This window comes from Candidatus Nitrosocosmicus sp. T (genome assembly GCF_054408485.1).
Genome location: NZ_CP166992.1, coordinates 2,161,105 through 2,185,694, shown reverse-complemented (window position 1 = coordinate 2,185,694; position 24,590 = coordinate 2,161,105). Strand labels below are relative to the sequence as shown.

Here is a 24,590-nt window from a genome sequence, read left to right as displayed (position 1 = left end):
TGCTACAACCGAGCTTTAAACTCGGTATTAAATGTAATATTGTTTGAATAATCAGACAAGTTTAATTGTTGATCAGTTTATTTCTAGTTTTTATGGCGTGACAATTTGGGCAAAGGGCTTGACAGTTATTTTCCTTATTATTCGATCTATCGCCATTCTTGTGGTGATAATCTATGACCGTCAAGATCTTTTTACAGTATATGCATCTACAGTTCTGCTTTCTTAGAATTCTTTCTCTTGTCACCTGGGAAAACCCCTTTCTAGACGGGTTTGTACGTTTCTTTATTTTTTTAAGAGAATTCAAAACTATTCCGGTGACTACAATTGAAAATAATAATGCAATTGACGAAGGCTGGACTAGCAAGTAAAAAATCTCTGAAAAAAATGGTAGAATAGAATTTCTCCATTCAACATTACCAGAAAAAGCATTAGCAGACACGTCTAAATTACTATGCGTGTTTATTATCTGGTTTGAACAACCTTCATCATCAGCTAAATTTTTAGTGGAGGACTCCGTTGTATAATCTGCTAATTCTCTTACTAGGTGATGCATATATAGATCTAATAACCCAATTGAATCATCCCTTAAGCAATGGGTATCATAATAAGACAAGGGATGAACTGGGGCAATTGTTGAATCCGAAGTAGGTATGATATTTAACATGGAGAATAGTGTAAAGGTAAAAATGACTATAATCAAATGGGAATGACGCTTGTAATGGTATATATGAAAAAATACTGAATATGATTAATAATGACTATTGAATTTTTCTCTATCAAAATCAAAGGTACAAGATTTGCATAAATATTGTTACTCTCAAATTTCTAGTATGTTTTTAATATATATTCATGCTTATATTTATTTGAGTTGATTCGCCTATGATAAAAAATATGGTCCAGGCATTTAAATTCGTAATGAATTTATATAAAAAATTTTCACAGTCGTTTCTAATTTTTACCAAATGAAAATAATATGATATATTTAGCTTTTGCAACTTCTTGCTAATTAAGAAATCAAAAATGTAAGGTTTTGAATTTATTTTTGATATCTTGTATTAGATATTATTAACTAAGTATTGGATGTAACTCTTAATTTTTAACCTATGGTTCTTCTGGCGAGGCTCCTTGATCTACGTTAATTGTATTGATAATTTCACAGCTTTGTAATTCATTGTTAGATATCATTCCTTTTGCTTCTTGAAACGTGTCTACTTGGCTAAATTGAGATGTGCAATCACCATTAGAATCTGTCAAAACAGTTACAATTGCTGTTTCTCCAAGTTGATTTTCAATATCCATGGTATCAAAGGGGCTTTCTGAAACGGTATAATTTCCAGGGCCTACAGAAATATTTGTTCCATTATCCGATCCTTGAAAACTAGTTGTGTTTGGATTATTTCCTGTTACTACTAAATTAAACTGATTTGCATCAATATTTTGCAGCACAAATTGACAAACAGAATCATCACTCGGAATACCTAAAGAGGAATCACAACGAACAATTTTAGTTACTGTAATACTGGCCTGTTGCCCTTGAGTCGCGTTCGCTACTACAAGTTGCTTCTTAGTCTCAGCCGTCGAGTTGTTTTGACCATATACATCCCAACTAACTTGAGAATAACCTCCTATTGAAACCGCATTCAAAATGAAAATGATTGCAGCTGATATACCTAATAATTTAATCAATTATTTAGTATGCATGGAGGGGATTAATTAATATTTAAAAAATACAGTCGGTTGCTCACTTTATTTACCATGCTGCATTATCAAATTGATAAGAATTTACAGAAGACATAAATAAATCTGTCCCGCCGGTATAAATTATAACCTACCCTCCAATTAGTATCCAAAGTTACACTTCGACGGTAAACTGCAACAAAATACCAGAACTGAAACCTACTTCTAAATGATAACCTGATAGTACCATAAACTGATAAGCAGCAAAAACATTAACTGATACAATACTATTACAGATATTTTTTCAACTAATTATTTCATTCTTATTTTAATGTGGGTTGAATATGTAAATTGTTTTACCAACTGTAATAATTTTGTGACTATATATATTTAAATATCTATACAGCAAGCTGATTCAAAATGCAAATATTAAAATTCTCTATTATTATATTTTGTGCTCTTGGGATTTTAGGATTATTGATTGAATCTCCAATTATATCAATTGTAACTGCAACCTCGTCACCATCATCATCGCCATTACCGCCACAAGATTCAACCGAAATATCTGACAGTATTAATGATTCTGCACTAGCAAATCTGTCTAAAGCATTACAAGAAGACAAAGAAGATGGTGATCAAAATGGCGGAGAAAATTGGGATAGGGCTATAGGTAGCCTAGAAGATGAAATGGGGTTTTCGGTTGATGATGACGTCGAAGAAGCACTGATGAATATAACAGAAGTTCATTTAAATAACATGTCAACCCAATAAGGATTTATTTATACTTTTAGTATATCATAGAGCAAGTTGATTGAGAGTCATACTATTTGGTCGAACAGAATTCCGCATTTTTTTATTCCATATATAGATACTTTTTGTATCCGTCCAGGGATTTTCTCCGAACTATGAAGTAAACTTTACTAAATTAGTTTGTATTTTATATATATTCAATTTTTACTAAGCCGTCATTGGTGTAAAATATTTTATGCTCTTGTAATGACATATTATCACAATTACCCTTTCAAAATGGTAAAAAAAATGTTTTCTGATTAAACTATAACAACAAAATAAAACTATAAAAGTATTATAACTTCTAAAATGAGTGAATGTGGCCTCATCACCATCAACCAAATTGATATGCTCCTTCAATTAGTATCTGTTGCGAAGAATTAATTATCGTAAATTATATTATTGGTGTTTTAATTAAGAACACTAATCCAACGGTACTTGTTATTTCGATCTTCTTAATTAACAAAATAGGGGAAAAGAAGAATACAGCGACCATATCAAAATAAATATAAAGAATTCAAAAAGACTTTAGAAACTTTCTGGGGTAATTCGGGATGCCGCAAGAATTGAAAGTAGTTCTTTAGATTTGAATATGGACAGATTTAATTTGGTAAGTTTGATGACCGGTATGATAAGTGATTATTCTAATCAAGAAGATAAAAAAATGCAATCAATATAATATTCCTCAATGATGGTAAAGATATCGGTTTGAATGTCCAATTTGAGAAACAAGGAATTTCAGAGCTATTTATCTATGTCGATAATGATCGAATTATTTAAGTATTATCAAATATCTTGATCAATTCCATAAAGTTTACTAAAAAAGGAAGTATTATTGTTGTTGTTAAAAGGACTTACAATAAAGTGTTCAATAAAATTAGTGACTCTGGTCCAGGTATCTATAAGGACATACTATCTAGATTATTTGATAAATTCATAAAAGGTCCTCCATCAGGGACTGGACTTGGACTTTATATTTGTAAAAACATAATTGAAACGCGTGGTGGAAATATATGAGCCAAATAAAATGATCAGAACAAGGGAGCAACATTCACTTTTGCTTTACTAATTGACACACAAAAATTAGTGAAAATGTAAAACGACTGAATATCTAATTTCGAATAACTTAAGTTCAATTGGTATTTCAGATGGATAAACATGAGAATAATTTCATGTGCAAGTAATCCTAATGTATTAAAAGCGTTATCTGCATTAACAATCAGTAACCTATGAATAAATGAAAATTATTGAACTGTTTTCCAGTATATCGTATTTAAATTCCCGCACATTTTGCATTTAATAGTCGTCGGAATTGTCTCTCTGTCAGGATATTTTGTTGATTTCTTGTGATCCGAGTCGGGGGGTGTAGCATTGTATGATTCTCCACATTTTGGACACGCAAACACTGCCATGGTATTGATTATCATCTAATCATATGTAAACGTTAAGTCAGGATGTTATTCCATTGAATTTATTACTATAGCTTGATTAACGACACTGGATGTTTTTACCCTGGATTAATTCCTGAAAACCTTGGTATTGGATCGAAGTCCCGATTTTTAAATATCAAAGATTGTATAGCATTTAATTGTTCTAAAATAAAGGATGAGATTTCAATTCAAATTTGGAATTCTCATTAAGAGTATTAACAACTTAGAATATGCTATACAAATAGGGTGAAGAATTCCTGAGAAAATCTGATCAAATATCGGTATTATTCGTTTTCTAAATTGTTGGCGGCTATACAAGACCTATTTCTGAGAATAGGTATTGTCTTAAATGTTTAGGAGTTTAATCTTTTTACTCGGGTATTCAACTAAAAAGACCATGGAAACTTTAGATAAAAAAATTCAAGGTATATGAGTGTAAACTACTTGTAATAAAATCTAGTATTAATTATACCAAAAAAGATTGTTCATATTCGTAGATAGTTCTAGTTACCTTCATTTGATAAGTCCCATATTAAATTATTAGAATTATTTGATATTTGTATCAATTCATTGTATATTTGGTTGAGTAAATTATCTGCACCTGTACTATTGTTATTGCTAATAGCTAATTGGGTTTGATTGACCAACAATTTGATAGTTTCTATCGAATCCTCTAACTGGAAAAAAGTATCACTTGCCTCACCTGTATTACTTCCAATGTCTGTTTCTGCAATTGGTTGAGCGATCACGCCGTTATGACTAATACTGAGAAAAAAAGTTGCTCCAATTACTGCCACGATTAAGAATACAAAGTGCAATTTTGATTTTATGATGTGCTTCATTTGATTTTGAATATCTATGTTAAAAGATCTTTTAAATTTTCTCATAATTTTCTCATTTCGCGATCCGTAATACCTAATTATTAATATTAAGTTCATTAGAGTCTGCTGTAGAATTAAGAATTCTATTGGTTTTCCGTATTTCAAAATTTTGTAGTTCTTAAATAATTTTGCATATTTCTAGAATTTCCAGTGGATGACTCAATGATATATGTGGCCTTAAAATGAACTTGGATTATTTCTAAGCAACAATTATTTCTCAATGCGATACTATTCACTTATTATTTGTATATAACTTTACCACTAAAAATATTGGTTTCAGCAAGCTTCAAATGAGCTCAAATAATTGGAGACAAGTGGGCGATTAATTCATTAATTCATTTCTACCTCTGTCATATTTCTTGAAATGGCTCTCTTAGATAACAATAACAATTACTAAACCAGCGAAATACTATCTATAATTAGTTCATATGTTATCTAACATAAAATTAGAAAATTTTTATCTATAATTGTTATTGAACATTATTGTAGTTTATTTCAATAAAGTTTAAATATTGAAAATTATTATAGAAAATTACTATAATGAAATACCTATTAGCAATATTACCAATATTTATTATGTTAACTTTGGCTCCGGCTTTAATGGCTGCTCCAAGTAACGTATATGCAACAAATGAAGCATCACAATCCATAGAACAAATTCAGGGAGCAACCATGCTTGGAATTTGTTTGTCAGGAGCTGACACTTTTATATCATGTAACAATTTGAACGTCCAAAACCAAGAAAACAAAGGAAATAACGCAGCAGGTCAGATAGGCGGCAACGGCAAATACAGCGGCAACTCTATCGAACAAGCAATTGGACAATCACAATCCTCAGCTCAAGTTGCAGTGTGTGTAAGCGGTGATGACACTTTTATATCATGTAACAATTTGAACGTCCAAAACCAAGAAAACAAAGGAAATAACGCAGCAGGTCAGATAGGCGGCAACGGCAAATACAGCGGCAACTCTATCGAACAAGCAATTGGACAATCACAATCCTCTAACCAAAGAAGCCTAGTAGTATCTGGTGAGGATAGTATCTTATCTGGTAACAACATTAACGTCCAAAACCAAGAAAACAAAGGAAATAACGCAGCAGGTCAGATAGGCGGCAACGGTAAAGGTAGCGGCAATTCTGCAGAACAAGGAATAGGTCAATCACAATCCTCTAACCAAAATGCATTATGTGTTTCAGGCGAGGATGCTACTGTTTCATGTAATAACGTCAATGTACAAAACCAAGAAAACAAGGGTAGCAATACAGCAGCTCAAAGCGGCGGCAACGGTAAAGGTAGCGGCAATTCTGCAGAACAAGGAATAGGTCAATCACAATCCTCTAACCAAAATGCATTATGTGTTGCTGGTGGTAGTTTAACTGCATCATGTAATAACGTGAGCGTCCAAAACCAAGAAAACAAGGGTAGCAATACAGCAGCTCAAAGCGGCGGCAACGGTAAAGGTAGCGGCAATTCTGCAGAACAAGGAATAGGTCAATCACAATCCTCTAACCAAAATGCATTATGTGTTGCTGGTGGTAGTTTAACTGCATCATGTAATAACGTGAGCGTCCAAAACCAAGAAAACAAGGGTAGCAATACAGCAGCTCAAAGCGGCGGCAACGGTAAAGGTAGCGGCAATTCTGCAGAACAAGGAATAGGTCAATCACAATCCTCTAACCAAAATGCATTATGTGTTTCAGGCGAGGATGCTACTGTTTCATGTAATAACGTCAATGTACAAAACCAAGAAAACAAGGGTAGCAATACAGCAGCTCAAAGCGGCGGCAACGGTAAAGGTAGCGGCAATTCTGCAGAACAAGGAATAGGTCAATCACAATCCAGTGAACAAAACAGCCTAGTAGTATCTGGTGAGGATAGTATCTTATCTGGTAACAACATTAACGTCCAAAACCAAGAAAACAAGGGTAGCAATACAGCAGCTCAAAGCGGCGGCAACGGTAAAGGTAGCGGCAATTCTGCAGAACAAGGAATAGGTCAATCACAATCCAGTGAACAAAACAGCCTAGTAGTATCTGGTGAGGATAGTATCTTATCTGGTAACAACATTAACGTCCAAAACCAAGAAAACAAGGGTAGCAATACAGCAGCTCAAAGCGGCGGTAGCGGCAACTCTGCAGAACAAGGAATAGCACAAACTCAAGAATCAGGCAATGACGAAGAAAACGATGACAGCGGCGATAACAGTAATGACGGCAGCGAAACACAATCAGCTACAACTGAAGAATCTGGAGATGAAAGCGGCGGAGATGAAAGCGGCGGAGATGAAAGCGGCGGAGATGAAAGCGGCGGAGATGAAAGCGGCGGAGATGAAAGCGGCGGAGATGAAAGCGGCGGAGATGAAAGCGGCGGAGAAGGTAGCGAAGAGTAATCAACAAATTCTCTTCTAATTTTTAGACAAGATTAAACGAGAAATCTTAAGTTTTATTTTATAATTATCTTTTATTCAACTACTAAAATCAGCGTTAAATTTCTATCTATATTTAGATCTACGAGAAAAATTATCTAAAGGATTTACGATAAGGCAAATCTAGACGAATGCCAAAATAATTTCAATAAAATTGCAAGTATTATAGGATTTACCCAAAAGGGGGTTTATCTTAATAATTGTTCATAATTACTTGTTCTTACAAGGTTCTCTGACATGATGTAGCCTTTCTTTTTCACTAATAAACTGTTTACCACATTTGTTACATTTCAAAACTACTTTATGATGTACTTTTCTACTGTGGTCAATGAATTTCTCATAGGTATCAAATTTTTCTCCATCCTTTTCACACTTGTATTTTTTTTGAAGAATATTCACAAATACCTTGTATCTGTGGAGTTATTAAATACATTGATTCTAGAGATTTTTGTTGTTTCTTTTTGATAAATTTGCAAACTTGCCTAAATTTTTTTTAGAATATCTGACTGAAAATTATAATATCTGTACTTGCCATCTAAATCTATTCTAGATAACGCGAAATAAAGCTACTCGCGTCCTGCAATTTTCAACTGTATTATATAATCAATCATTAATCCTAACCAATAAATTATGATGATAGTATAAAACTGACTAGAATTCTTCTAACATTCTATGTAGTTTTGTTTTGGTAAGTACATCGTGTCTCCGTTATTTACCTTCCATGCATTGGCTATATGTACTCCTTCTATTTCACAAGATGATATTGTAGTACTTCCAATATCGACCCTTTCTGCCATTAGATTTCCTCTAAAGTTGGCGTGATCTAGTCCAAGTACGTGACCAAGCTCATGCAGTGTGATTTGCTCGATTTGTGAGGAACTAAAATCACGATCGTACGATTCTTCTGATACTGTTATGTGAGATTGTCTGATGAATCCAAACTGATCAAGATAGTTAACAGTTTTCCCCGCTATTCTTTCTCCGTCATTTTTAAAGGAGATTTTAATATCCTCATTATCATCTGTTTCAACCAATGTAATTCCTGTCAAACCTTCGTTCCAAGAGTCCATGGCATTGCTTACTGCATCCTTAAGATCATCATCATCATCGTCAGTATCTATTGAATAAGTTAAGAGACCATCTGCCAGTTCATAGCCCCATGCACAACATATTTGAACTACGTCTTTATCAGAGAAATTGTTATCGTCATCATCGTCATCATCGTCATCATCGTGATCCCTAGCAAATGAAGGATTAGCAATACTAATTGTAGTAAACAAAACCATAGTCATAAAAGATAATAGCAATAACTTGATTGAATTATGCATATTATCTATAACTTTGTAATTGTGGTATTTAACATATGTTTTAGTTAAATTCTACTTACTGTTTTATCTTATATTACATTTAAACATAAGAGAGTTATAGAATATTTATTTTCAATTATTCAGCTTTACCCATTTTATTATATTCTAAATTTGTGATATCTAATACTATTGTTCTGTAGCAAGAAAATCCAATATTACTTGATATGCAATTGCTGGCTTTTCTATAAAGGGTGAATGTCCAGCGTCCCTTATTATTAATATGTTAGCGTTGTCTAATATTTTCTTGAATTTTTCTGCAAATGTTACTGGAATGAGTTTGTCTTTTTCTCCCCAAACAATCAGACAAGGAATCTCTTTAATCTCTTCAATCATGCTCAGGTTCAAGGTTGTTGATGTACTATTATCAAATGCGGAGATAAAGGCGTGTTTTGCACCAGGCATATTGATTGTAGAAATAAAGATGTCTACAATGATCGGAAGAAGTCTGATTCTATCTGCTAGCAGGTTTTCAAACACAGATTTTAGTTTGTTGTATCTTAAAATAGGATCACTAGTCAATACAGCTTCCAAGTAGTCATTGAGTAATGGCGTGGGTTTGTCTAAAAGGCCAGAGGGACTAAATAATGCCAATTTTTTGATTCTACTTTTGTCTTTGATTGCATATTCTAATGCTATGTATCCACCCAATGAGTGTGCTATAAGATTTATCTTCTTAATGCTGTTTTTCATTGTTTTGCTTAAGAATTTATCTAGGAATTCACAGAAATAACTCATAGTATAATTTTCGTGGGGTTTGTCAGTTCCTCCAAATCCAACTAGATCCAAAGCAATGGTATGAAAATATTTTGATAAAGCTTCGGGAATATCCCGCCATACTATAGAAGAAGATCCTAATCCATGTAAAAATAGAACAACTTCCTCATTGTCTTTTCCAAATTCGTCATATTTAACGTTAATCCCTTCAACATTGGTATACAATTATAAAAAATAGTTAATCAGGCAACGTAATTAAGACTATCAATACTGACAAAATTTCGCTAAATTTTCCTGGAATTTTGGTAAATTCCACTTTAGAGATGTGTTATTTCTAAAAGTATATTGTATTGAATTATAATCAAGTTGAATTCTTTATTAATTCATCTCTTAGTTTTTATGATTATTCAAAGAAAACTTGGCATCACTCTAGATCGAAATAATGTTATATATTCGCAAATTTATTAAAAGTATTATTTGAATAATCATGGGAGTTGTGATCCAAGAAATGGAGCTTATAAGAATGGAAAGACGTTTGAGGAATGTAAGGTGGAGGCACGAGATCTTGTTACAAGACTGTCAGGCGAAACTCATGATAATGAAGAGATTTCGTGGAAATATATCCTAGAAATTGCCAATCATGACGAAATAGTTTATAAATTAATCCTAAAATATTTTAGAGAACTGGGTTACGATATAGGCAATTATACAAAACCCCGAGTAATAAAGCATACTAGTTAGCATCTATTATATAGGCAGAATTTAAATCAAAAAATTTGATATTTGCAGCTCGATAAAGTTTCAAAATTTCTATTCTGTATGATAATTACTTTGACATTTTGGGGGAGAATCAGCACATCCCTTAAGTATAACAATAAATTGATTACTATGGATGTCAAAACCAATTTCAACAGGTTTGTTTATACTTTTAACTCTTGTTGTGGGAGTATTTATAGCACCGAGCTTGATGTTTTATGGATCGGTACAAGCAACTGAAACGATAGCTGATTTTAATGATGATGCTGATGATACTGATGCGATGTCTGACGGGACCGATAGTTCGTCTGCTGTAATGAAGTCCTCATCTAGTAACAAAGGATCAATTACTCACGTACAAGCAAAAAATACCCAACAATCCATTTATAATTGTGCAACGGGGCAAAAGGGAGTTATAATTGCCCCAGGTAACTTCAAAGTTAATACCGACAAGAAAAATGGTAAATGGCATGGAACTATTTCTATTAAAGGGTCCACCGGAGAAAAAAGTGGTCATATTGTAAGCGGGAAAGCAAATGGTATCTCGTATACATTTAAGGGAAATTTAGATACTAAGAATACCTTATGTCATTTTCCAGGTTTACAATTAAGTGGTACCTCATTTGATTTAGGTTCCCTAACCTGTGGTACACTTAAGACAGTGAAATATACCGAATTATCTACTGGCAATACTAATCACTTTAAGGTTCTAATAACCTGCAGATGATTCTCACCATCTCACCATCTTTTCTATTCCTTTTCAGGAATTTCTAACTTGGTTTGCATCTATCCCAAAAAATATTAAAGATAAATAAAAACATGGAAAATAGATGATGATGTACCTTGAAAATTAAAGCAATGATCCAGAGCTTGGAGTTTAAACAACAATTAGCAAGAAAGGCCGACAGGTCTGCCATTAGCATAGAATTTGTAGATTATAATATACCCATTATAGCGCAAATTCAAGATACCGATATACTGATTAACAGTTTTGATAAAATAGACAAATCCGTTATTGATTCATGTCCAAATCTCAAACTAGTACAACAATCTGGTATAGGAGTTGACGGCATTGATATAGACTATTGCACTAAGAAGGGCATTTACGTTGCAAATGTTCCCATGGCTAATGCAATTTCTGTTGCAGAACACACGTTCTTACTGATGCTTTATTTGGTTAAGAATATTAAAATCAGCATATTTAACTCTCCGTCAAATACCGGTTCCTTTATCAGAAGACAACCAGATAGAATGGGATCAGAGTTACTAGGAAAGACACTATTGATAGTTGGATTGGGAGTTACAGGAATAGAAGTAGCTAAACGAGCGAAAGCATTTGGCATGAAAGTTATAGCTGTAACAAAACATCCTTTCACAAAAACTGAAGGGGGAGATAAGAAATATTTTGTAGATAATTTGTATGGTGTAGATAAACTATCTGAAGTCATTCCACGTGCAGACATACTATCAATTCATACTCCATTAAATAAAGAAACTGAAAATATGATAGGAAGTAACGAGTTAAATTTGATGAAACGATCGGCTTATCTGATTAACGTGGCCCGAGCTCAGCTGGTAAACAAGGATGCATTGATAAAATCTTTGAAGGAGGCAAAAATTGCAGGAGCTGCATTCGATGTATTTTGGAAAGAACCAGTAGACCCAGAGGATGAATTACTGCTTCTTGACAATTTTCTCTTAACGCCACATATTGCTGGATGGACCCATGAGGCAATTGATTCCATATCGGATATCATATTCATTAACATTGAAAGAATAATGCGGGGACAAATTCCCCTGACATTAGTCAACAAAGTGAATGAAAACCTCTAGTTAACGATATGCTTGAAGACTTCCAATGGGCCATATTCCTTTTCAAATAACAAGATTGTAATATTGCCTTCAGATGGTAGAACAAATCTATATGTTAATCCAATCCTGCAGCGTGAGTTATTAATAATCCAAATAAAATAGAGATCTTATAGAATCGACAAATTATTGAATTAATTATTATTCTATTTGTAATTTAATATCCTTTCCATAGCAACGATTCTTGATGAAATAACTAACTATTTTGAGGATATTTTGAGAAGTCGAACCACAATTCGAGTATACTTTTCTACTATCATATTGTTAACGGTCATCCTGTGTCCCTTTTTCTTTAGGCTTAAATCTCATAAAAAATTATATTTAAAATTTATAATTATCTAATATTATTCAGATCCATTATATACCCCAATATTTTATTCATTTGTATTTGTGGTAGATAGCAAGGAAGAAGATAGTAAGGATTCATTTCATAAAAAATTCAAAAGGATTAGAATAAATAATGCCCCTGAAAAAAAATCATCCAAAACCATCGATCAAGCGTTACTGAATCAATTAGCATATAAAGAAAAAATTCGAGTCGCTATAACATCCATTATTGCTTCGTCCTCACTTACCATTTCCAAATTCATAATTGCAATTTTTACTAATAGTCTTGGACTGCTCTCTGAAGGAATGCATTCAGGTTTAGATGTTCTTGCCGCTCTGATGACATTATACGCAATTAGAATATCAAGGAAGCCACCTGATCCTGAACATAATTACGGATATGCAAAATTTGAAAGCCTGACGAGTTTAGGGGCTGTTTTGCTTCTATTCATCGTTGCAGGCTGGATTTTTTACGAAGGCTTGGAACGGATATTCTTCAAACATGTAGTACCTGAAGTTACAATTTTTTCATTTGGCGTCTTGATAGCATCGATAATAGTTGATTATGGCCGATCTAGAGCACTTTACAAGGTTGCTGACAAATATGGTAGTCAAGCCATAGAGGCAGATGCGTTACACTTCAGAGTTGATATGCTTACTTCTTCTGTTGTACTTGTCGGTCTAGCAATTGTATATTTTCTTGGGATTCCAAATGCTGATGCATATTCTGCAATCACTGTTGCCGGTCTTATTGTGTATACTTCATTAGGACTTGGCAGACGAACGCTAGATGTATTGTTGGATAAGGCACCAAAAGGCATTCAAGGACAAATATATGAATCGATAACGGGTTTTGAAGGGATAAAAAAGGCTCATACCATCAGGGTAAGGAAAGTGGGAAAAGATACTTTTGTAGATTTACACATCGAAGTTCCAAGAATATTCACACACGATAAAGCACATCGAATAGCTACTAACGTAGAGAATAAAATAAAGAATGAAATCCTACCAAATTCTGATGTTGTTGTTCATGTAGATGCGGTAGAAGATTATCTAACAGAAACGATCAAAGACAAAATAAGACTTATTTCCGAAGATTTTCCTTCAATAAAAAATGTTCATTCAATTTATCTTTCAAATATTGTCGTTAATGAAGGAAAAGAAAGATCAATGAATGATGAAATTAACATGGATTCTTTACAGCTTTTGCATCTATACCTGGATGTTCAGATGGATGATAAGTTAAGTTTCAAAATTGCTCATGGAGTTGTAGATGATTTTGAAAAGAAAATAAAGGAAGAAGTTCCAAATTTAAAACGGATTACAACTCATATCGAAACAGATTTGGATATAGAGTCATCGGTGGGACGTGAGGAATTTGCTGATCAAACTTTCTTGGAACGAATAAAGAAAATGGCCCTCTCCATAGAGGGAGTTTCTGATTGTGATGACATTTCGCTTGTTTATGTAAAAAATGAACTTCACATTACTTTGACCATTAAGATAAATCCTTTATCAATCAAACCTGATAATAGATCTTCTGATTCGATACCCTCCTCTCCCTCTCCCTCTCCCTCTCCCTCACCTGACCACGATGATAGTCTTTCTGTGGAAAAAGCCCATGATATTTCAACTCAGGTTCAAAATCTACTTTTGGAAAATACCAATGCTGCCCGAGTAATTGTCCATGCAGAGCCTGTATAGAAATAAAAATCTTATCCGACATATTTGAAAATCTACGAGGTAGCGATCCTCTATCTTGCGATGTAGCTTTTTATTTTTTAAGTAGTTTAGAAACTTTTCAAATTGGAAAGACAGGTCGAAAGGTATTAGTGTTTTAATATATTCTGAAATGTCATTCAAATAGCGATTACTGTGTTTATCTTCATACAAAGCTAATCGTCCTTTTTTACTATCATCTTGATGTATGTTGATTAATATGGTAATTAGAATTCTGTTGATTTGAAAAATGAACTGTGTTTACCTCCGACTGCCTTTCCAGGAATCACTGTATTTATTTTGTCTTTTCTAAAAAAGTGGTTACTATAAATAAGGTTGGTTGATCAATTCATAAAAATGAAAAAACTATTAACTCCTATAATTTGATCAGGCTAATATGAATGAATTTTACGTGAGTTTTTGGAATGTTAACAACTTATTTGATACTCTTCCCACATCAATAGGATCTACTGTTGAGTTTACTCCCGATCGGGGATGGAATAATGTAGTAAAGAACAAAAAAATTGAAAATCTGGCTCATGTAATAAATTCTCTACATGATAACCAGGGACCAGACATAATCGGTCTGTGTGAAATTGAGAGTGAAAAATTAGCTCTTAATTTGATTGATAAACTCCGAGCGGAAAAAGACTATTCAATTGCACAGTATCTGAATAGCCCTGACATTCGTGGAATTGACACCTGCTTAGTATACTCAAAAAAGCTATTTAGACTTAATACCGTTAAGGGTTATAGCACACAACTAAGATATCCAACGAGAGATATTTTGGTAGTAAATTTGACTGTTTTATCAAATAATGCAGATTTCAATATAATTGTTAATCATTGGCCTTCACGTGCTGGGGGGCGATTCGAAACTGAACCTCTTAGAATTGCTGTGGCTGAAAATTGTGCACGTGCAGTTGAAGACATTCTGAAAATAAACCAGAGTGAATTGCAGAATCTTCCTTGGGATTTGAGGTATGATGAAAAATCGCTCTCACTGTTAAATGAAAGATGGAATAAGAATATTTTACTTATGGGCGATTTTAATGACAATCCGTACAATCGAAGTATTTTGAGCTATTTACATGCTACGCCCGATAGGCGAAAGCTAATGAATTGGGATGAAATATTCGAGCATCCGATTCAAAAAAGATGGCCCTCTAATAAACAGACCGATAAACACAATTATCTATTTTACCAGGGATATCTTTTTAATTGCATGTGGTCACTCATACCAGATGGAACTATTTTCTATGACGGGGGGTACGATTTATTTGATCAATTTATCGTCTCTCGTGGATTGCTGAATGGCGAACAAGATATGAAAATAGATCTAAATAAAATTCGTATAAACAAAAAAATTCAATTAGACCGCAATCTTTCTTACGAATTTTTCGATATCCGAGACAGAAACAAAATTCATCCTTCATATGGCCAGAGTCCAATGAGATTTGAATATCAGCGAATTAAGCCAAACGGAGATCTTGAAGAGTTGTCTCCGGGAAGAACGATTCTCACTGGCTATAGCGATCACTTTCCAATAGAATCGACAATCAACCTCCTTTAGTACAATATAGCATAAGGTGCAGTTGTCAATTTTCAGAGGTAAAGATATTAAACTAAATCTTTGAGGATTAAGCTGATGTAAAAATGTATTATCTGTTGTGTTTCTTTTAACTGTAATTGATTGATTCAAAAAGATAAAATCTGGAGTGAAAATAACTATATATCTAAACGAAACAAAAAGAAAATCAAGTAATTGATGAACCTTTATTATTATGATTCTCCCAAAATAAACTAAATTATGAAAAATTGGGACGAGGATCTTGCGAAGATAATGGAGAAAAAGATGAAAAAGTACAAGGAACAAATTGACAATAATCTTCCAACAAGCAATAATCACGATAAGAATGTCAGTGGTGCAATTACATTAACTGATTATAATTTTGACGAAACTGCTAGAAAATATTCACTTTTAGTAGTGGATTTCTGGGCTCCTTGGTGTGGTCCTTGTAAATTGGTATCGCCTATAATTGACCAATTGGCTATCGAATTAAGAGGAAAAGCGGTATTTGGCAAACTAAATGTTGATGAGAATCCTACTGTCGCAAACATTTTCGGGATTCAAAGTATTCCCACTTTGATCATATTTAAGAATGGAGAAGCAATAGATGGCCTTATGGGCGCCGTGCCGAAACAGCAACTGGTGTCTACAATATCTCGGTATTTTTAGATGCAATCTGGGGAGTAGTTACTCTTTTGTGATCGTTCTCTACATGCTTTGTTGATTTACGACTATTACGTTTGGTTATTTGCATCGATCTGCGACTCTTTTTAATTTCTCGTCCATAATGATTCGTATTACCTAAAGGCCCAAAGATTTTCCTGCCAAAGATTTTCCTGGTATCATCTTCCATTAAGGTTGGTTGAGCAAATACAATTAATTTCCTATTTGAATAGGGTCAGCAATTTTTATTTTCTATCATTAAAAATATTTAGGTTTGCTAAATTCATGATGAGGGTTTTTTAAATATCAGTACTCTTGCGTAATTAGAATGAATTAATACTGTCCACTAGCTTATATTATACGGTTCTAAACAGGATTCATTATTCTATAGTTTACCCGTCCTGATACTATATCTGATATTCTATCGTACTTTCGAGCTTGTTTCTAAGATATCATTCATTATTCATACTTTTTATCCTGCAGATGACATGTTCTATCGCTATCCTTCTCTTGGAATGTTCTTTGTTGTACTCTTTTTGCTGTACAGTAAGTTCGCAGTCCTTTTCCTTTTTAAAAGGTAAGGATGATTTTGTTCCGGATAGTCTTTTTCTACTCCTAAGAATCCCAGATCATACGTCCTTTCTATATTCTCTGGTAATTCAGGGTAATTATCTTTGTAGATCTTGTAATCATACTGCATTCCTACCTATCTGTCTGTGTTTGGATTTGTAGATTATCATCGCCTTCTGATTTGCAGTGTACAGATCTTTACCGTGTGTTTCTTTCTCTTACAGCCAGAGTAGTATAACCTTCATCTTAACCTGTTCTTGGGTCTTGGTATGGGTCGTTCTGTACAATCCATAAAAGCCAGAAAGCCAGGGAAATACTCTTCTACCTCTTCGGTGGTCTCCAGCCTTTTGGTTACATGGTGTAATTTCTGTGGAATTGGCAAACAAAATCTTATCTATCTTTCAATCTTGTCTATGTCTCTACATACGTTACTCTGATCCAAACCAAAGAGGTACCCCATCAGGGTATAGGTTATGTAGAGCCTGTAGCACCAAAACCCTGATAGCTCTATTCTTCACTACAATCTTGAAACGTCTACCTATCAGCACCTATATCACGTTGTCTTTTGGGGAAGACAAGCGTTTTACTTCATGTTTTAGATATTTTGATTCTATTATTTTAAAATGGCATTAAACTGTTTTACCGAAATACCGGTAAAGGATTTGAACAGCAATGGTTTTCTGGATAATTTGGAGTAGGATAACAAGAGGAAAGGACATATTTTCATATAATATACAAAAATAAAGCTGTTTTGGTTAATTACACAAATCTACTACTTCTAACCATACTGTATGACTATGCTCTACTTCCGCAGTGCAGAGGTGTGGATGAATATAAGAAAGATATCAGTCAGTTTCAAAACTAGCGTCCGCGAGTCATTTTATCTTTCATTAATCTATTCATGATATCAGTAATAGCCTTTAAAAGAGTTATAGTATATGTAAACTACTCCATAAGTATCTTAATGCAGGTTTTAATTAAATACTATATATTATCAATCAAACTATCTATAAATTATCAGAAATACCATACAACTGGCAAACCTGTAGTCCTCTTGCATATTAGTCAATAGTGTGCGAAACCGTGAGTAATAAAGTAATAATAACTTAATTAGGCTAGAGTCTGGTGCTCTAATTATGCAAGAATTCTATTATATATAGATACAATGATTCTAACCTCTGTAGGTGTTCTCATAGGAGTGATTTCTCCTATGATAATAATGTAGGTCCTTATTCCTTTGGCGAGTATCTTACTGATTCTTTGTGCTTTTCTCCATATTTTTTGCGGGAAATCTGGTTCTTAAAGCTGTCGCTCATTTCATCAAAAATTCTTGCAATGTCATATTCGTTGGTAGACGTATATGTATATCTTCTATAAGGTGAGATAATGTTTGCGGATATTTCGTATCTTTTGCGTTCCCCTGTGACATCTTTAATTTTGATCTTACATCTTGCTTCTATAATCTCCGGAGATATTTTATGCATTAATTTTACAATACTAGTAAATTTTGATTTTACCAACTCAGATTCAAATGGATCTTCGGGTAAGCCTATTATATAGGCAGGAATTTCGCTTTCAACTTGTTCTCCTAATAGTGAAATAATATCTCTAAAAGTAATTATGCCTAGCACGGTATCGAGTGATTTTACCAAAGTGTAAGATGAATTGGAATCAAGCAACAAATTAATTACTGAATTGATCGCTTCATTTGGACTAATCGTTATTACATTTCTGTCTGCAATACCAATTACTTCGAGTTCAAGTCTGTGTTTATCATGTTCTGATACAATAGCATCTCTAGCAATTCTCTCTGATGGAATCAATGTATGCATTATATCATTTGAGGTAACTATCCCCCTAACCAAATTTTTTTCCTCCTGCATCTGTTCGACGATTGGCAGATGATCTATCATGTCTTTTATCATTATGTTCCTGGCGGTCGCCACTTTATCCCTTGGTTCAATTGTGATAAGCTCGGGAGTCATCAAGTCAGAAGCGATAATTCTTTTGTCAAAGTTTATTTTCTTCTTATTAAAAGTTTCGAGAATATATTGTAATATTTTTTTTGACGATACCTGCCCTATAATTTCACGACTGTTTTCATTAACAATGGGTAACGCTCGTAATCTGTGAAGACTCATTATCCTAGCAGCGTTCCCAACAGAGTCAGTCTGTGTAAGACTTGGAATTCTCTTTCCTAATGTGGAAGATTTCATTGTATTAATATCTCTAGCCACCAAAATGTCTCTAGTATTTAGGCAAAATAGTGATTTATCTGATAATTCAACGAATACCTCATGGGATTTTTCTTTAGTCATTATTCCAATGATTTTAGATATAGGGACGTCCTCCTTAACTAACACTGGCTTCTCAATTAGATCTCTTAATTCCTTATTTCGAATATCCTTTAGATGATTATGTAATTGTCTACTAACCTCTTGTGAAATCATGTTTTTATATATATCCTATATTATTTTATACTTGCGCAATTAAAAGGACTGGGAAAGATAATTTGTAGATTTAATTTTATTGTTTGTACATCTGCTCTACAGAGCTGTGTAATTACATTGAAGGAATTTGCCTTAGAAATTAGTTAGTTTCACTATTATGTAATGAACATTCAAATCTAATTTTGATAAAATTGCTATTTCTATACTTAATGTTGTTAATGGAGCATTCGCTTTTTACATATCTACTAAATAAAATAAAGAAATGATGATTTATTCAATTATTATTTTGTTCTTTATATCTTCTCGTGAACTCTTTTTCAATTTCTTCTTTTTTAATTACTTCCCCTCGTCTACCTGGGGTTCTAATTGCTTGTTGGTTCACTTGTCGCCTTTCTTCTTCTAATTGATTAAATCCTCTTTGGAAATCATTTATTTGCTGTTTTTTCTTTTTAAGCTCCAAAGCATAGGACTTTCTAAAGAATTCTTCTTCGGAATCAATAATAACATTGTTATTCCCTAGTTCCACATACTTATATACTCGGTCTTAATATATCAACATTTAATTTTCCTGGGTTAATTTCAAATTAGAATCCTTTGTAGCTCCTAATTTCTATCAATAACTTTAATGATTTGTATGTTTATAATTAATTACATTTGAATGAGAGGAATTTTTTCAAAATATCAATGAATAATTTATTCTTGGCGGTAATTTTAATCCCTTTATTGACCCTGGCCCCCGTTGCATACGCCCAGAATAATGAAACTAATTTCATAAGTAATGAGACTTTTAATCAAGCTAAAAATACTTCCATAGGACATGTAGACCAAGCCCCTGATGCATTAAAAGGTGCTTTTAATCAAGCTAAAAATACTTCCATAGGACTTGTAGACCAAGCCCCTGATGCATTAAAAGGTGCTTTTAATCAAGCTAAAAATACTTCCATAGGACTTGTAGACCAAGCCCCTGATGCATTAAAAGGTGCTTTTAATCAAGCTAAAAATACTTCCATAGGACTTGTAGACCAAGCCACGAATCTTATTAAGAACGATACTAATTCAAGTAAGCTACTGAATCAACTAGAAGCAGATGTTGAGAATTTGATTAATGAGTTCTCTAGTTTCTTTTCCAGGTAGTCTAATTGGACTCTCTGCTTTCTTTTATTTACATCAACTAATCTGTGAAATCTAAAGGTAACAAAGTTATCGAAGTATTAGAGGATGACGCAAATATACGCGATAAAATCTTTATTTTGATATATCTGAATCGAACGATTTGAGGTCTGGAATCCTGAACTAGATATACTTATTTTTAATTTATTTTTTTAGCATCAAGTAAGGTTATATTGTATTTAAAATTTGTAAGTATATAGATGTCGACTAATTAAATCTTTGCCTGCTCTTACTTATCTGTTTTCAATATGGATTAGGTTACATTAACCTACGAGTTGATATTTTTTGAATCCTTAATGTAATACTGTTACTATTATTTCATCATTTGAATGCAAGGGATGGTAAATCTCATTTAATTCACTGCTAATGGTGTCGATAAGTTTGGAATGCACATGAGCTCATTTTACATCTATAACTTTTTATAATTTACCAATAGTGCTTTATATATATGAGTGATAACAAGAACGGAGATTCTATCTCCTCAAACAAATCTGAAAAGAAATATTCGAGGGAAATCGTATTAGCAAAATGGGAAGATCGATTCGTAGCTTGGCTCATTGACTTTGTTATAGTATCAATAATAATAAACATCCTGTTTTTCATCTTTTTAGCTCACTACTCTTTTCCATTCTGGGGACTTTACATTGATGGGGAAAACGCCATAGGTATCAAGCAGCCACATGAGTATATTGTTGCCAGCTCCATATTTTTTATTTATTGGATAGTCTTAGAATTTTTAACTGGACAAACTATTGGAAAAAGGGTTGTTCATATCAAGACTACAAATTTGTTTGGAGAAAAACCAAACATTATAAACACTGCAATAGAGGCCTTTGGAAAGTCTTTCTTATTGCCTATTGATATTATATTAGGACTTATTTTCTCAAGTAAAAGAAGACAGAGAATTTTCAATAAAGTAAGTGGAACTATTGTGATCAAGTTAAAAAAAACAGAAGACGACGAGAATGATAGCATAAAATATATCAAAGATTATTGAAGAACTTATATTTATAACTAAAAAAATGAGGTGACCAATTCCTATTATTAGAATCAATCTTTTGATTTATTAGCAAAGTCTATGGTAATGATGGCATTATTTTCCAAAATTATATTTTTGTAATTATTGGACTTGCTTTGGGACCCGTTTTCTGAAATCATCGAAACATTTGCTATGAGATGATTTTTTGAAATATTTTCAATGAAAGATGAATTATCAAAGTTATCCCATACTTTCAAGAACTGATCAAGTGAGAATGCAGTTTCGATTGGTGATTCAATATGAATTATGCCTGAATCATCATGAGTATGCAACCAGAATATACAATTATTTGGGATGATGCCTACTCCAGCAGGAATATTATGACTTTCATTTTGAATGTTTATGATCAATTTCGTATGATTATGATAAACTAGATGTTCAACCTTGTCACAAGTAATTCCAGAAATATTGTTAGGAACAGTTGCGAAAATATTATTGTTAATGTTTGACTGGTCATCTTGACCAAAAACTGCGCTATTCTGATTCGTACTCATTAATATTACCAAAAAGAAGAGCAAGTTTAAGGGAATTATCCTTCCGTCGATCTTATTCAATGACATAAAATTGATCTTCTAATATTTAAACTACTAAATGTTTTGGTGAATTAAAGAGTGATTAGTGAATAACGTCATGAATATTCTACCTTCCTGAATGTTTTAGCTAAAAGGGAATAAATAAAAGACTGAGATTTCAAATATTACAATCTGAACAAAAATTATCCGATTTGGCCTTTTTGGAGTGGAATAGGATTTGTGCTGTTTGGGATCCTGCTAGTGGCACTGAGAGCAAATGTGAGAGTTTCATTTGTTTTCTTTGCTGTCGCACTATTTCTCTTCATAATTTGGATATACTTAATTTTAAAAACAGACAGGAAAAAAAAATTGGGCGAAATCAAAGTTCAAAAATGCTTGTGTCCTATCTGCAAACATGAAGTTACAAATCTCTGTGTTAAACAAAAATGCCCTTGCTGTATAGATATGAAAGATAACTCTGTTGTCGGACATTCTGTAGATTAACCTATAAAGTAATATGTTGTCCAATTAACTTCAACTTTTGTATCGTATCATTGGTCGTGGTTTTATCTGTCTCATAGTGTAAATGAAATCGTCAATATTCTTATCATAATGGGCATTAAATTTCTCTTAGCATTTACAAAATTTGTATATCGTACCCAAGAGAAGTTAAATTCGAATAACTTCTCGATGGGGGTGAAATACCTACTAATCATATTTGAATATCTTCAAATATGATTAGATATAATAACGTAGTTCTAATATTTAAATTTTATTTGAACAATCAGATAAATCCGATTATTATCCCGACGATAAGATAATTAATACATTTATTCAAAGATAGATCATTATGATTCAGAAGTTCGCTCTATTACTTGAGAATCCTCCATTTAATTGAAAATCACTTGTGGATATAATACAGAACGGACCAAAGACATCAAATATTCAAAAATACTCGATAAAAAATATTTTCATCAACAGAACTGTCAAGGGCATATACCCTAAAATTCTAATAAAGATAAATTTTTATGCATCTTTTTACCTATCATTAAAGTGAAATTAGTTACTGTTGCAGGGACTAGACCTGAAATAATCAAACTAGCATATTTAATCCCCCTATTAAATAATAACTTTGATCACAAATTTATTTACACTGGGCAACATTTTTCACCCAATATGAGTGACATTTTCATTGATGAATTAAAAGTCAAACCGGACTACGATCTTCAATCAAATTCGTCTGACATCACCACTATAAAAATGAAAATGTTACCCGTATTAAAAAGTATTAGGCCAGATTATGTAGTTATATACGGGGATACTAACTCTAGTATGGCCGCTGCATTAGCAGCTAATGAGATTAATAGTAAGATAATACATGTCGAAGCTGGAGTTAGAGATTTTGACATGCATGTTCCGGAGGAACCACTCAGGATCCAAATAGATGAAATGTCCAGATATCTTTTTTCTCCTTCTAGCTTTTGTACCACTGTTTTATCATATGAAAATATAAGCGGTAAGATATTCACTACCGGAAATTTGATAGTAGATGTATGCAAAGATTTGTCAAAAATTGCGATATCGAGAGAACTTCCTGAATCTATTCCGAAAGAATTTCTTTTATTGACATTACATAGACCAGAAAATGTAGATAATCCTCAAAATCTTAGATTACTGATGAACCATATTGCCTCTACTAATCATCCTGTCATATTCCCTGTTCATCCTAGAACAAAGAAAAATTTACAAAACTTCAATATCGCTGTTCCATCAAACGTAACACTGATAGATCCACTAGGATATATGAATTTCCTTTCTTTAATGTTAAAATCAAAATTAATATTGACAGATTCAGGAGGAATTCAAGAAGAAGCAATTACAATAAAAAAGCCCTGCATTACCCTAAGGCATACATCTGCAAGATGGGAAACTATTTTACTAAAGTCAAATATCTTATTTCCACCAGATAGGGAAGATAGCTTACATGAGGTAATCAATATGATGATTGGGGCAAAAGTATTCAAGAATCCTTATGGTGAAAATGTTGCCGAAAAAATCCTAGAGATTATGAAAAATGAATTATAATCAGAAGATAGGCAATACATGATTAAAACTGTCCTTTAACTTTCTCTAGCTATTATTTTTATCACCTTTTGGTTATACCCGTTAGAGCTTTTATCATTTGATTTAAACGGAGTGTATAATTTGTTTTATTTTCTATATGACTTAACTGTTTTTATAATTGTGCCATTTATCCCATAGCCATATCGTAGATCTTCTAAATTGTTCCTAACTTCTTTTGTACCAAACTGTGACTGAATATAATATCATAATGCCAATTGGTATTCATAATTTGGATTCTTCGTCGAGATAAAGTCCCTTACATGAAGGTTTGCTGCAGTATAAGCCAACTTGGGATCGTCAGAAGGTGAAATTGCAATCATGTAAAGTACTTCGGAAAATCTAAGAAAAAAATTCCTTCAATAGCTTTGGTGGTGCGATCATACTACACAATAGAATTTCAAATAAGTGATCGCTTATAAAATCAAATACATTGCTGAGAGAATTACAAAGCGTGCAATTAATGACCTCGGTGAGATCTTTAAAAGTAGTATATTCCGGTAATTCTTTGTCTACATATATGCCTTCATCTTATAATC

The 24,590-nt window shown here is 33.0% G+C and carries 26 protein-coding genes; 12 read left to right on the top strand and 14 right to left on the bottom strand.

The window, feature by feature from the left end; all coding sequences use genetic code 11:
- Positions 1–61 precede the first annotated feature (61 nt).
- On the bottom strand, positions 62–664 hold the full coding sequence (locus AB0A59_RS11085) for an HNH endonuclease (RefSeq protein WP_458743793.1): 603 nt from the start codon (positions 662–664) through the stop codon (positions 62–64).
- 437 nt (positions 665–1,101) lie between these two features.
- On the bottom strand, positions 1,102–1,686 hold the full coding sequence (locus AB0A59_RS11080; RefSeq protein WP_458743791.1) for a hypothetical protein: 585 nt from the start codon (positions 1,684–1,686) through the stop codon (positions 1,102–1,104).
- 411 nt (positions 1,687–2,097) lie between these two features.
- Between AB0A59_RS11080 and AB0A59_RS11075 the strand changes: the two genes are divergently transcribed.
- Positions 2,098–2,448 carry a hypothetical protein gene (locus AB0A59_RS11075; RefSeq protein WP_458743789.1) on the top strand — a complete coding sequence of 117 codons (351 nt, stop codon included), beginning with the start codon at positions 2,098–2,100 and terminating at the stop codon, positions 2,446–2,448.
- A gap of 810 nt (positions 2,449–3,258) precedes the next feature.
- The gene (locus tag AB0A59_RS11070) at positions 3,259–3,483 is read left to right on the top strand and encodes a sensor histidine kinase (RefSeq protein WP_458747602.1); all 225 of its coding nucleotides are present in this window, start codon (positions 3,259–3,261) and stop codon (positions 3,481–3,483) included.
- Between the two features lie 227 nt (positions 3,484–3,710).
- Here AB0A59_RS11070 and AB0A59_RS11065 read toward each other — a convergent pair whose 3' ends face one another.
- Together AB0A59_RS11065 and AB0A59_RS11060 are read right to left on the bottom strand one after the other, a co-directional pair.
- Positions 3,711–3,893, bottom strand: a complete 183-nt coding sequence (locus tag AB0A59_RS11065) for a hypothetical protein (RefSeq protein WP_458743787.1) — start codon at positions 3,891–3,893, stop codon at positions 3,711–3,713.
- Between the two features lie 506 nt (positions 3,894–4,399).
- Positions 4,400–4,783, bottom strand: a complete 384-nt coding sequence (locus tag AB0A59_RS11060) for a hypothetical protein (protein WP_458743786.1) — start codon at positions 4,781–4,783, stop codon at positions 4,400–4,402.
- A 534-nt stretch (positions 4,784–5,317) separates the two neighbouring features.
- On the opposite strand from AB0A59_RS11060, the gene AB0A59_RS11055 reads away from it, so the two are divergent.
- Positions 5,318–7,168 carry a hypothetical protein gene (locus AB0A59_RS11055; protein ID WP_458743784.1) on the top strand — a complete coding sequence of 617 codons (1,851 nt, stop codon included), beginning with the start codon at positions 5,318–5,320 and terminating at the stop codon, positions 7,166–7,168.
- A gap of 246 nt (positions 7,169–7,414) precedes the next feature.
- Here the strand turns inward: AB0A59_RS11055 and AB0A59_RS11050 are convergent, their stop codons facing one another.
- From AB0A59_RS11050 to AB0A59_RS11040, 3 genes are all read right to left on the bottom strand, one after another.
- Entirely contained in the window at positions 7,415–7,603 is a 189-nt protein-coding gene (locus AB0A59_RS11050) for a hypothetical protein (RefSeq protein WP_458743782.1), read from the bottom strand.
- Between the two features lie 263 nt (positions 7,604–7,866).
- Complete coding sequence (locus AB0A59_RS11045) at positions 7,867–8,532, bottom strand: matrixin family metalloprotease (protein ID WP_458743780.1); 666 nt, start codon at positions 8,530–8,532, stop codon at positions 7,867–7,869.
- 165 nt (positions 8,533–8,697) lie between these two features.
- Positions 8,698–9,510, bottom strand: a complete 813-nt coding sequence (locus AB0A59_RS11040) for an alpha/beta fold hydrolase (protein WP_458743778.1) — start codon at positions 9,508–9,510, stop codon at positions 8,698–8,700.
- Between the two features lie 252 nt (positions 9,511–9,762).
- Between AB0A59_RS11040 and AB0A59_RS11035 the strand changes: the two genes are divergently transcribed.
- The 6 genes from AB0A59_RS11035 to trxA all read left to right on the top strand — a co-directional run bounded on the left by AB0A59_RS11035 (position 9,763) and on the right by trxA (position 16,195).
- Positions 9,763–10,026, top strand: a complete 264-nt coding sequence (locus AB0A59_RS11035; RefSeq protein ID WP_458743777.1) for a hypothetical protein — start codon at positions 9,763–9,765, stop codon at positions 10,024–10,026.
- A gap of 151 nt (positions 10,027–10,177) precedes the next feature.
- Positions 10,178–10,768 (top strand): hypothetical protein, encoded by a 591-nt coding sequence (locus AB0A59_RS11030; RefSeq protein ID WP_458743775.1) that lies wholly within the window; start codon positions 10,178–10,180, stop codon positions 10,766–10,768.
- Between the two features lie 116 nt (positions 10,769–10,884).
- The gene (locus AB0A59_RS11025; protein ID WP_458743773.1) at positions 10,885–11,874 is read left to right on the top strand and encodes an NAD(P)-dependent oxidoreductase; all 990 of its coding nucleotides are present in this window, start codon (positions 10,885–10,887) and stop codon (positions 11,872–11,874) included.
- A gap of 426 nt (positions 11,875–12,300) precedes the next feature.
- A complete protein-coding gene (locus AB0A59_RS11020; protein ID WP_458743771.1) occupies positions 12,301–13,941 on the top strand; it encodes a cation diffusion facilitator family transporter in 1,641 nt (546 codons plus the stop codon).
- Positions 13,942–14,353: 412 nt separating this feature from the next.
- Complete coding sequence (locus AB0A59_RS11015) at positions 14,354–15,529, top strand: endonuclease/exonuclease/phosphatase family protein (protein ID WP_458743769.1); 1,176 nt, start codon at positions 14,354–14,356, stop codon at positions 15,527–15,529.
- Positions 15,530–15,766: 237 nt separating this feature from the next.
- On the top strand, positions 15,767–16,195 hold the full coding sequence (trxA, locus tag AB0A59_RS11010; protein WP_458743767.1) for a thioredoxin: 429 nt from the start codon (positions 15,767–15,769) through the stop codon (positions 16,193–16,195).
- Here the strand turns inward: trxA and AB0A59_RS11005 are convergent.
- The 5 genes from AB0A59_RS11005 to AB0A59_RS10985 form a co-directional block, all read right to left on the bottom strand.
- On the bottom strand, positions 16,173–16,379 hold the full coding sequence (locus AB0A59_RS11005; protein ID WP_458743765.1) for a hypothetical protein: 207 nt from the start codon (positions 16,377–16,379) through the stop codon (positions 16,173–16,175). The genes trxA and AB0A59_RS11005 overlap by 23 nt on opposite strands.
- Before the next feature lie 262 nt (positions 16,380–16,641).
- Positions 16,642–16,812 carry a transposase family protein gene (locus AB0A59_RS11000; RefSeq protein ID WP_458747601.1) on the bottom strand — a complete coding sequence of 57 codons (171 nt, stop codon included), beginning with the start codon at positions 16,810–16,812 and terminating at the stop codon, positions 16,642–16,644.
- Between the two features lie 341 nt (positions 16,813–17,153).
- Entirely contained in the window at positions 17,154–17,234 is an 81-nt protein-coding gene (locus AB0A59_RS10995) for a helix-turn-helix domain-containing protein (RefSeq protein WP_458747600.1), read from the bottom strand.
- A 754-nt stretch (positions 17,235–17,988) separates the two neighbouring features.
- Positions 17,989–19,209 carry a CBS domain-containing protein gene (locus tag AB0A59_RS10990; protein WP_458743764.1) on the bottom strand — a complete coding sequence of 407 codons (1,221 nt, stop codon included), beginning with the start codon at positions 19,207–19,209 and terminating at the stop codon, positions 17,989–17,991.
- A gap of 274 nt (positions 19,210–19,483) precedes the next feature.
- Complete coding sequence (locus AB0A59_RS10985; RefSeq protein WP_458743762.1) at positions 19,484–19,735, bottom strand: hypothetical protein; 252 nt, start codon at positions 19,733–19,735, stop codon at positions 19,484–19,486.
- Between the two features lie 158 nt (positions 19,736–19,893).
- Between AB0A59_RS10985 and AB0A59_RS10980 the strand changes: the two genes are divergently transcribed.
- Entirely contained in the window at positions 19,894–20,343 is a 450-nt protein-coding gene (locus AB0A59_RS10980; protein ID WP_458743760.1) for a hypothetical protein, read from the top strand.
- A 484-nt stretch (positions 20,344–20,827) separates the two neighbouring features.
- Positions 20,828–21,376, top strand: a complete 549-nt coding sequence (locus AB0A59_RS10975) for an RDD family protein (RefSeq protein WP_458743759.1) — start codon at positions 20,828–20,830, stop codon at positions 21,374–21,376.
- A gap of 53 nt (positions 21,377–21,429) precedes the next feature.
- On the opposite strand, the gene AB0A59_RS10970 is transcribed toward AB0A59_RS10975, so the two are convergent.
- Together AB0A59_RS10970 and AB0A59_RS10965 are read right to left on the bottom strand one after the other, a co-directional pair.
- On the bottom strand, positions 21,430–21,972 hold the full coding sequence (locus AB0A59_RS10970; protein WP_458743757.1) for a hypothetical protein: 543 nt from the start codon (positions 21,970–21,972) through the stop codon (positions 21,430–21,432).
- A 161-nt stretch (positions 21,973–22,133) separates the two neighbouring features.
- Positions 22,134–22,256: a hypothetical protein gene (locus AB0A59_RS10965; RefSeq protein ID WP_458743756.1), complete on the bottom strand. Its 123-nt coding sequence runs from the start codon at positions 22,254–22,256 to the stop codon at positions 22,134–22,136.
- 727 nt (positions 22,257–22,983) lie between these two features.
- Between AB0A59_RS10965 and wecB the strand changes: the two genes are divergently transcribed.
- Complete coding sequence (wecB, locus tag AB0A59_RS10960) at positions 22,984–24,015, top strand: non-hydrolyzing UDP-N-acetylglucosamine 2-epimerase (protein WP_458743754.1); 1,032 nt, start codon at positions 22,984–22,986, stop codon at positions 24,013–24,015.
- Positions 24,016–24,590 lie beyond the last annotated feature (575 nt).

Coding starts and splice junctions, on each gene's coding strand:
- AB0A59_RS11085 (WP_458743793.1), bottom strand. CDS start 664: ATGTTAAATATCATACCTACTTCGGATTCAACAATTGCCCCAGTTCAT.
- AB0A59_RS11075 (WP_458743789.1), top strand. CDS start 2,098: ATGCAAATATTAAAATTCTCTATTATTATATTTTGTGCTCTTGGGATT.
- AB0A59_RS11065 (WP_458743787.1), bottom strand. CDS start 3,893: ATGATAATCAATACCATGGCAGTGTTTGCGTGTCCAAAATGTGGAGAA.
- AB0A59_RS11060 (WP_458743786.1), bottom strand. CDS start 4,783: ATGAGAAAATTTAAAAGATCTTTTAACATAGATATTCAAAATCAAATG.
- AB0A59_RS11055 (WP_458743784.1), top strand. CDS start 5,318: ATGAAATACCTATTAGCAATATTACCAATATTTATTATGTTAACTTTG.
- AB0A59_RS11045 (WP_458743780.1), bottom strand. CDS start 8,532: ATGCATAATTCAATCAAGTTATTGCTATTATCTTTTATGACTATGGTT.
- AB0A59_RS11030 (WP_458743775.1), top strand. CDS start 10,178: ATGTCAAAACCAATTTCAACAGGTTTGTTTATACTTTTAACTCTTGTT.
- AB0A59_RS11015 (WP_458743769.1), top strand. CDS start 14,354: ATGAATGAATTTTACGTGAGTTTTTGGAATGTTAACAACTTATTTGAT.
- trxA (WP_458743767.1), top strand. CDS start 15,767: ATGAAAAATTGGGACGAGGATCTTGCGAAGATAATGGAGAAAAAGATG.
- AB0A59_RS11005 (WP_458743765.1), bottom strand. CDS start 16,379: ATGGAAGATGATACCAGGAAAATCTTTGGCAGGAAAATCTTTGGGCCT.
- AB0A59_RS10990 (WP_458743764.1), bottom strand. CDS start 19,209: ATGATTTCACAAGAGGTTAGTAGACAATTACATAATCATCTAAAGGAT.
- AB0A59_RS10980 (WP_458743760.1), top strand. CDS start 19,894: ATGAATAATTTATTCTTGGCGGTAATTTTAATCCCTTTATTGACCCTG.
- AB0A59_RS10975 (WP_458743759.1), top strand. CDS start 20,828: ATGAGTGATAACAAGAACGGAGATTCTATCTCCTCAAACAAATCTGAA.
- AB0A59_RS10965 (WP_458743756.1), bottom strand. CDS start 22,256: ATGAAGAGAAATAGTGCGACAGCAAAGAAAACAAATGAAACTCTCACA.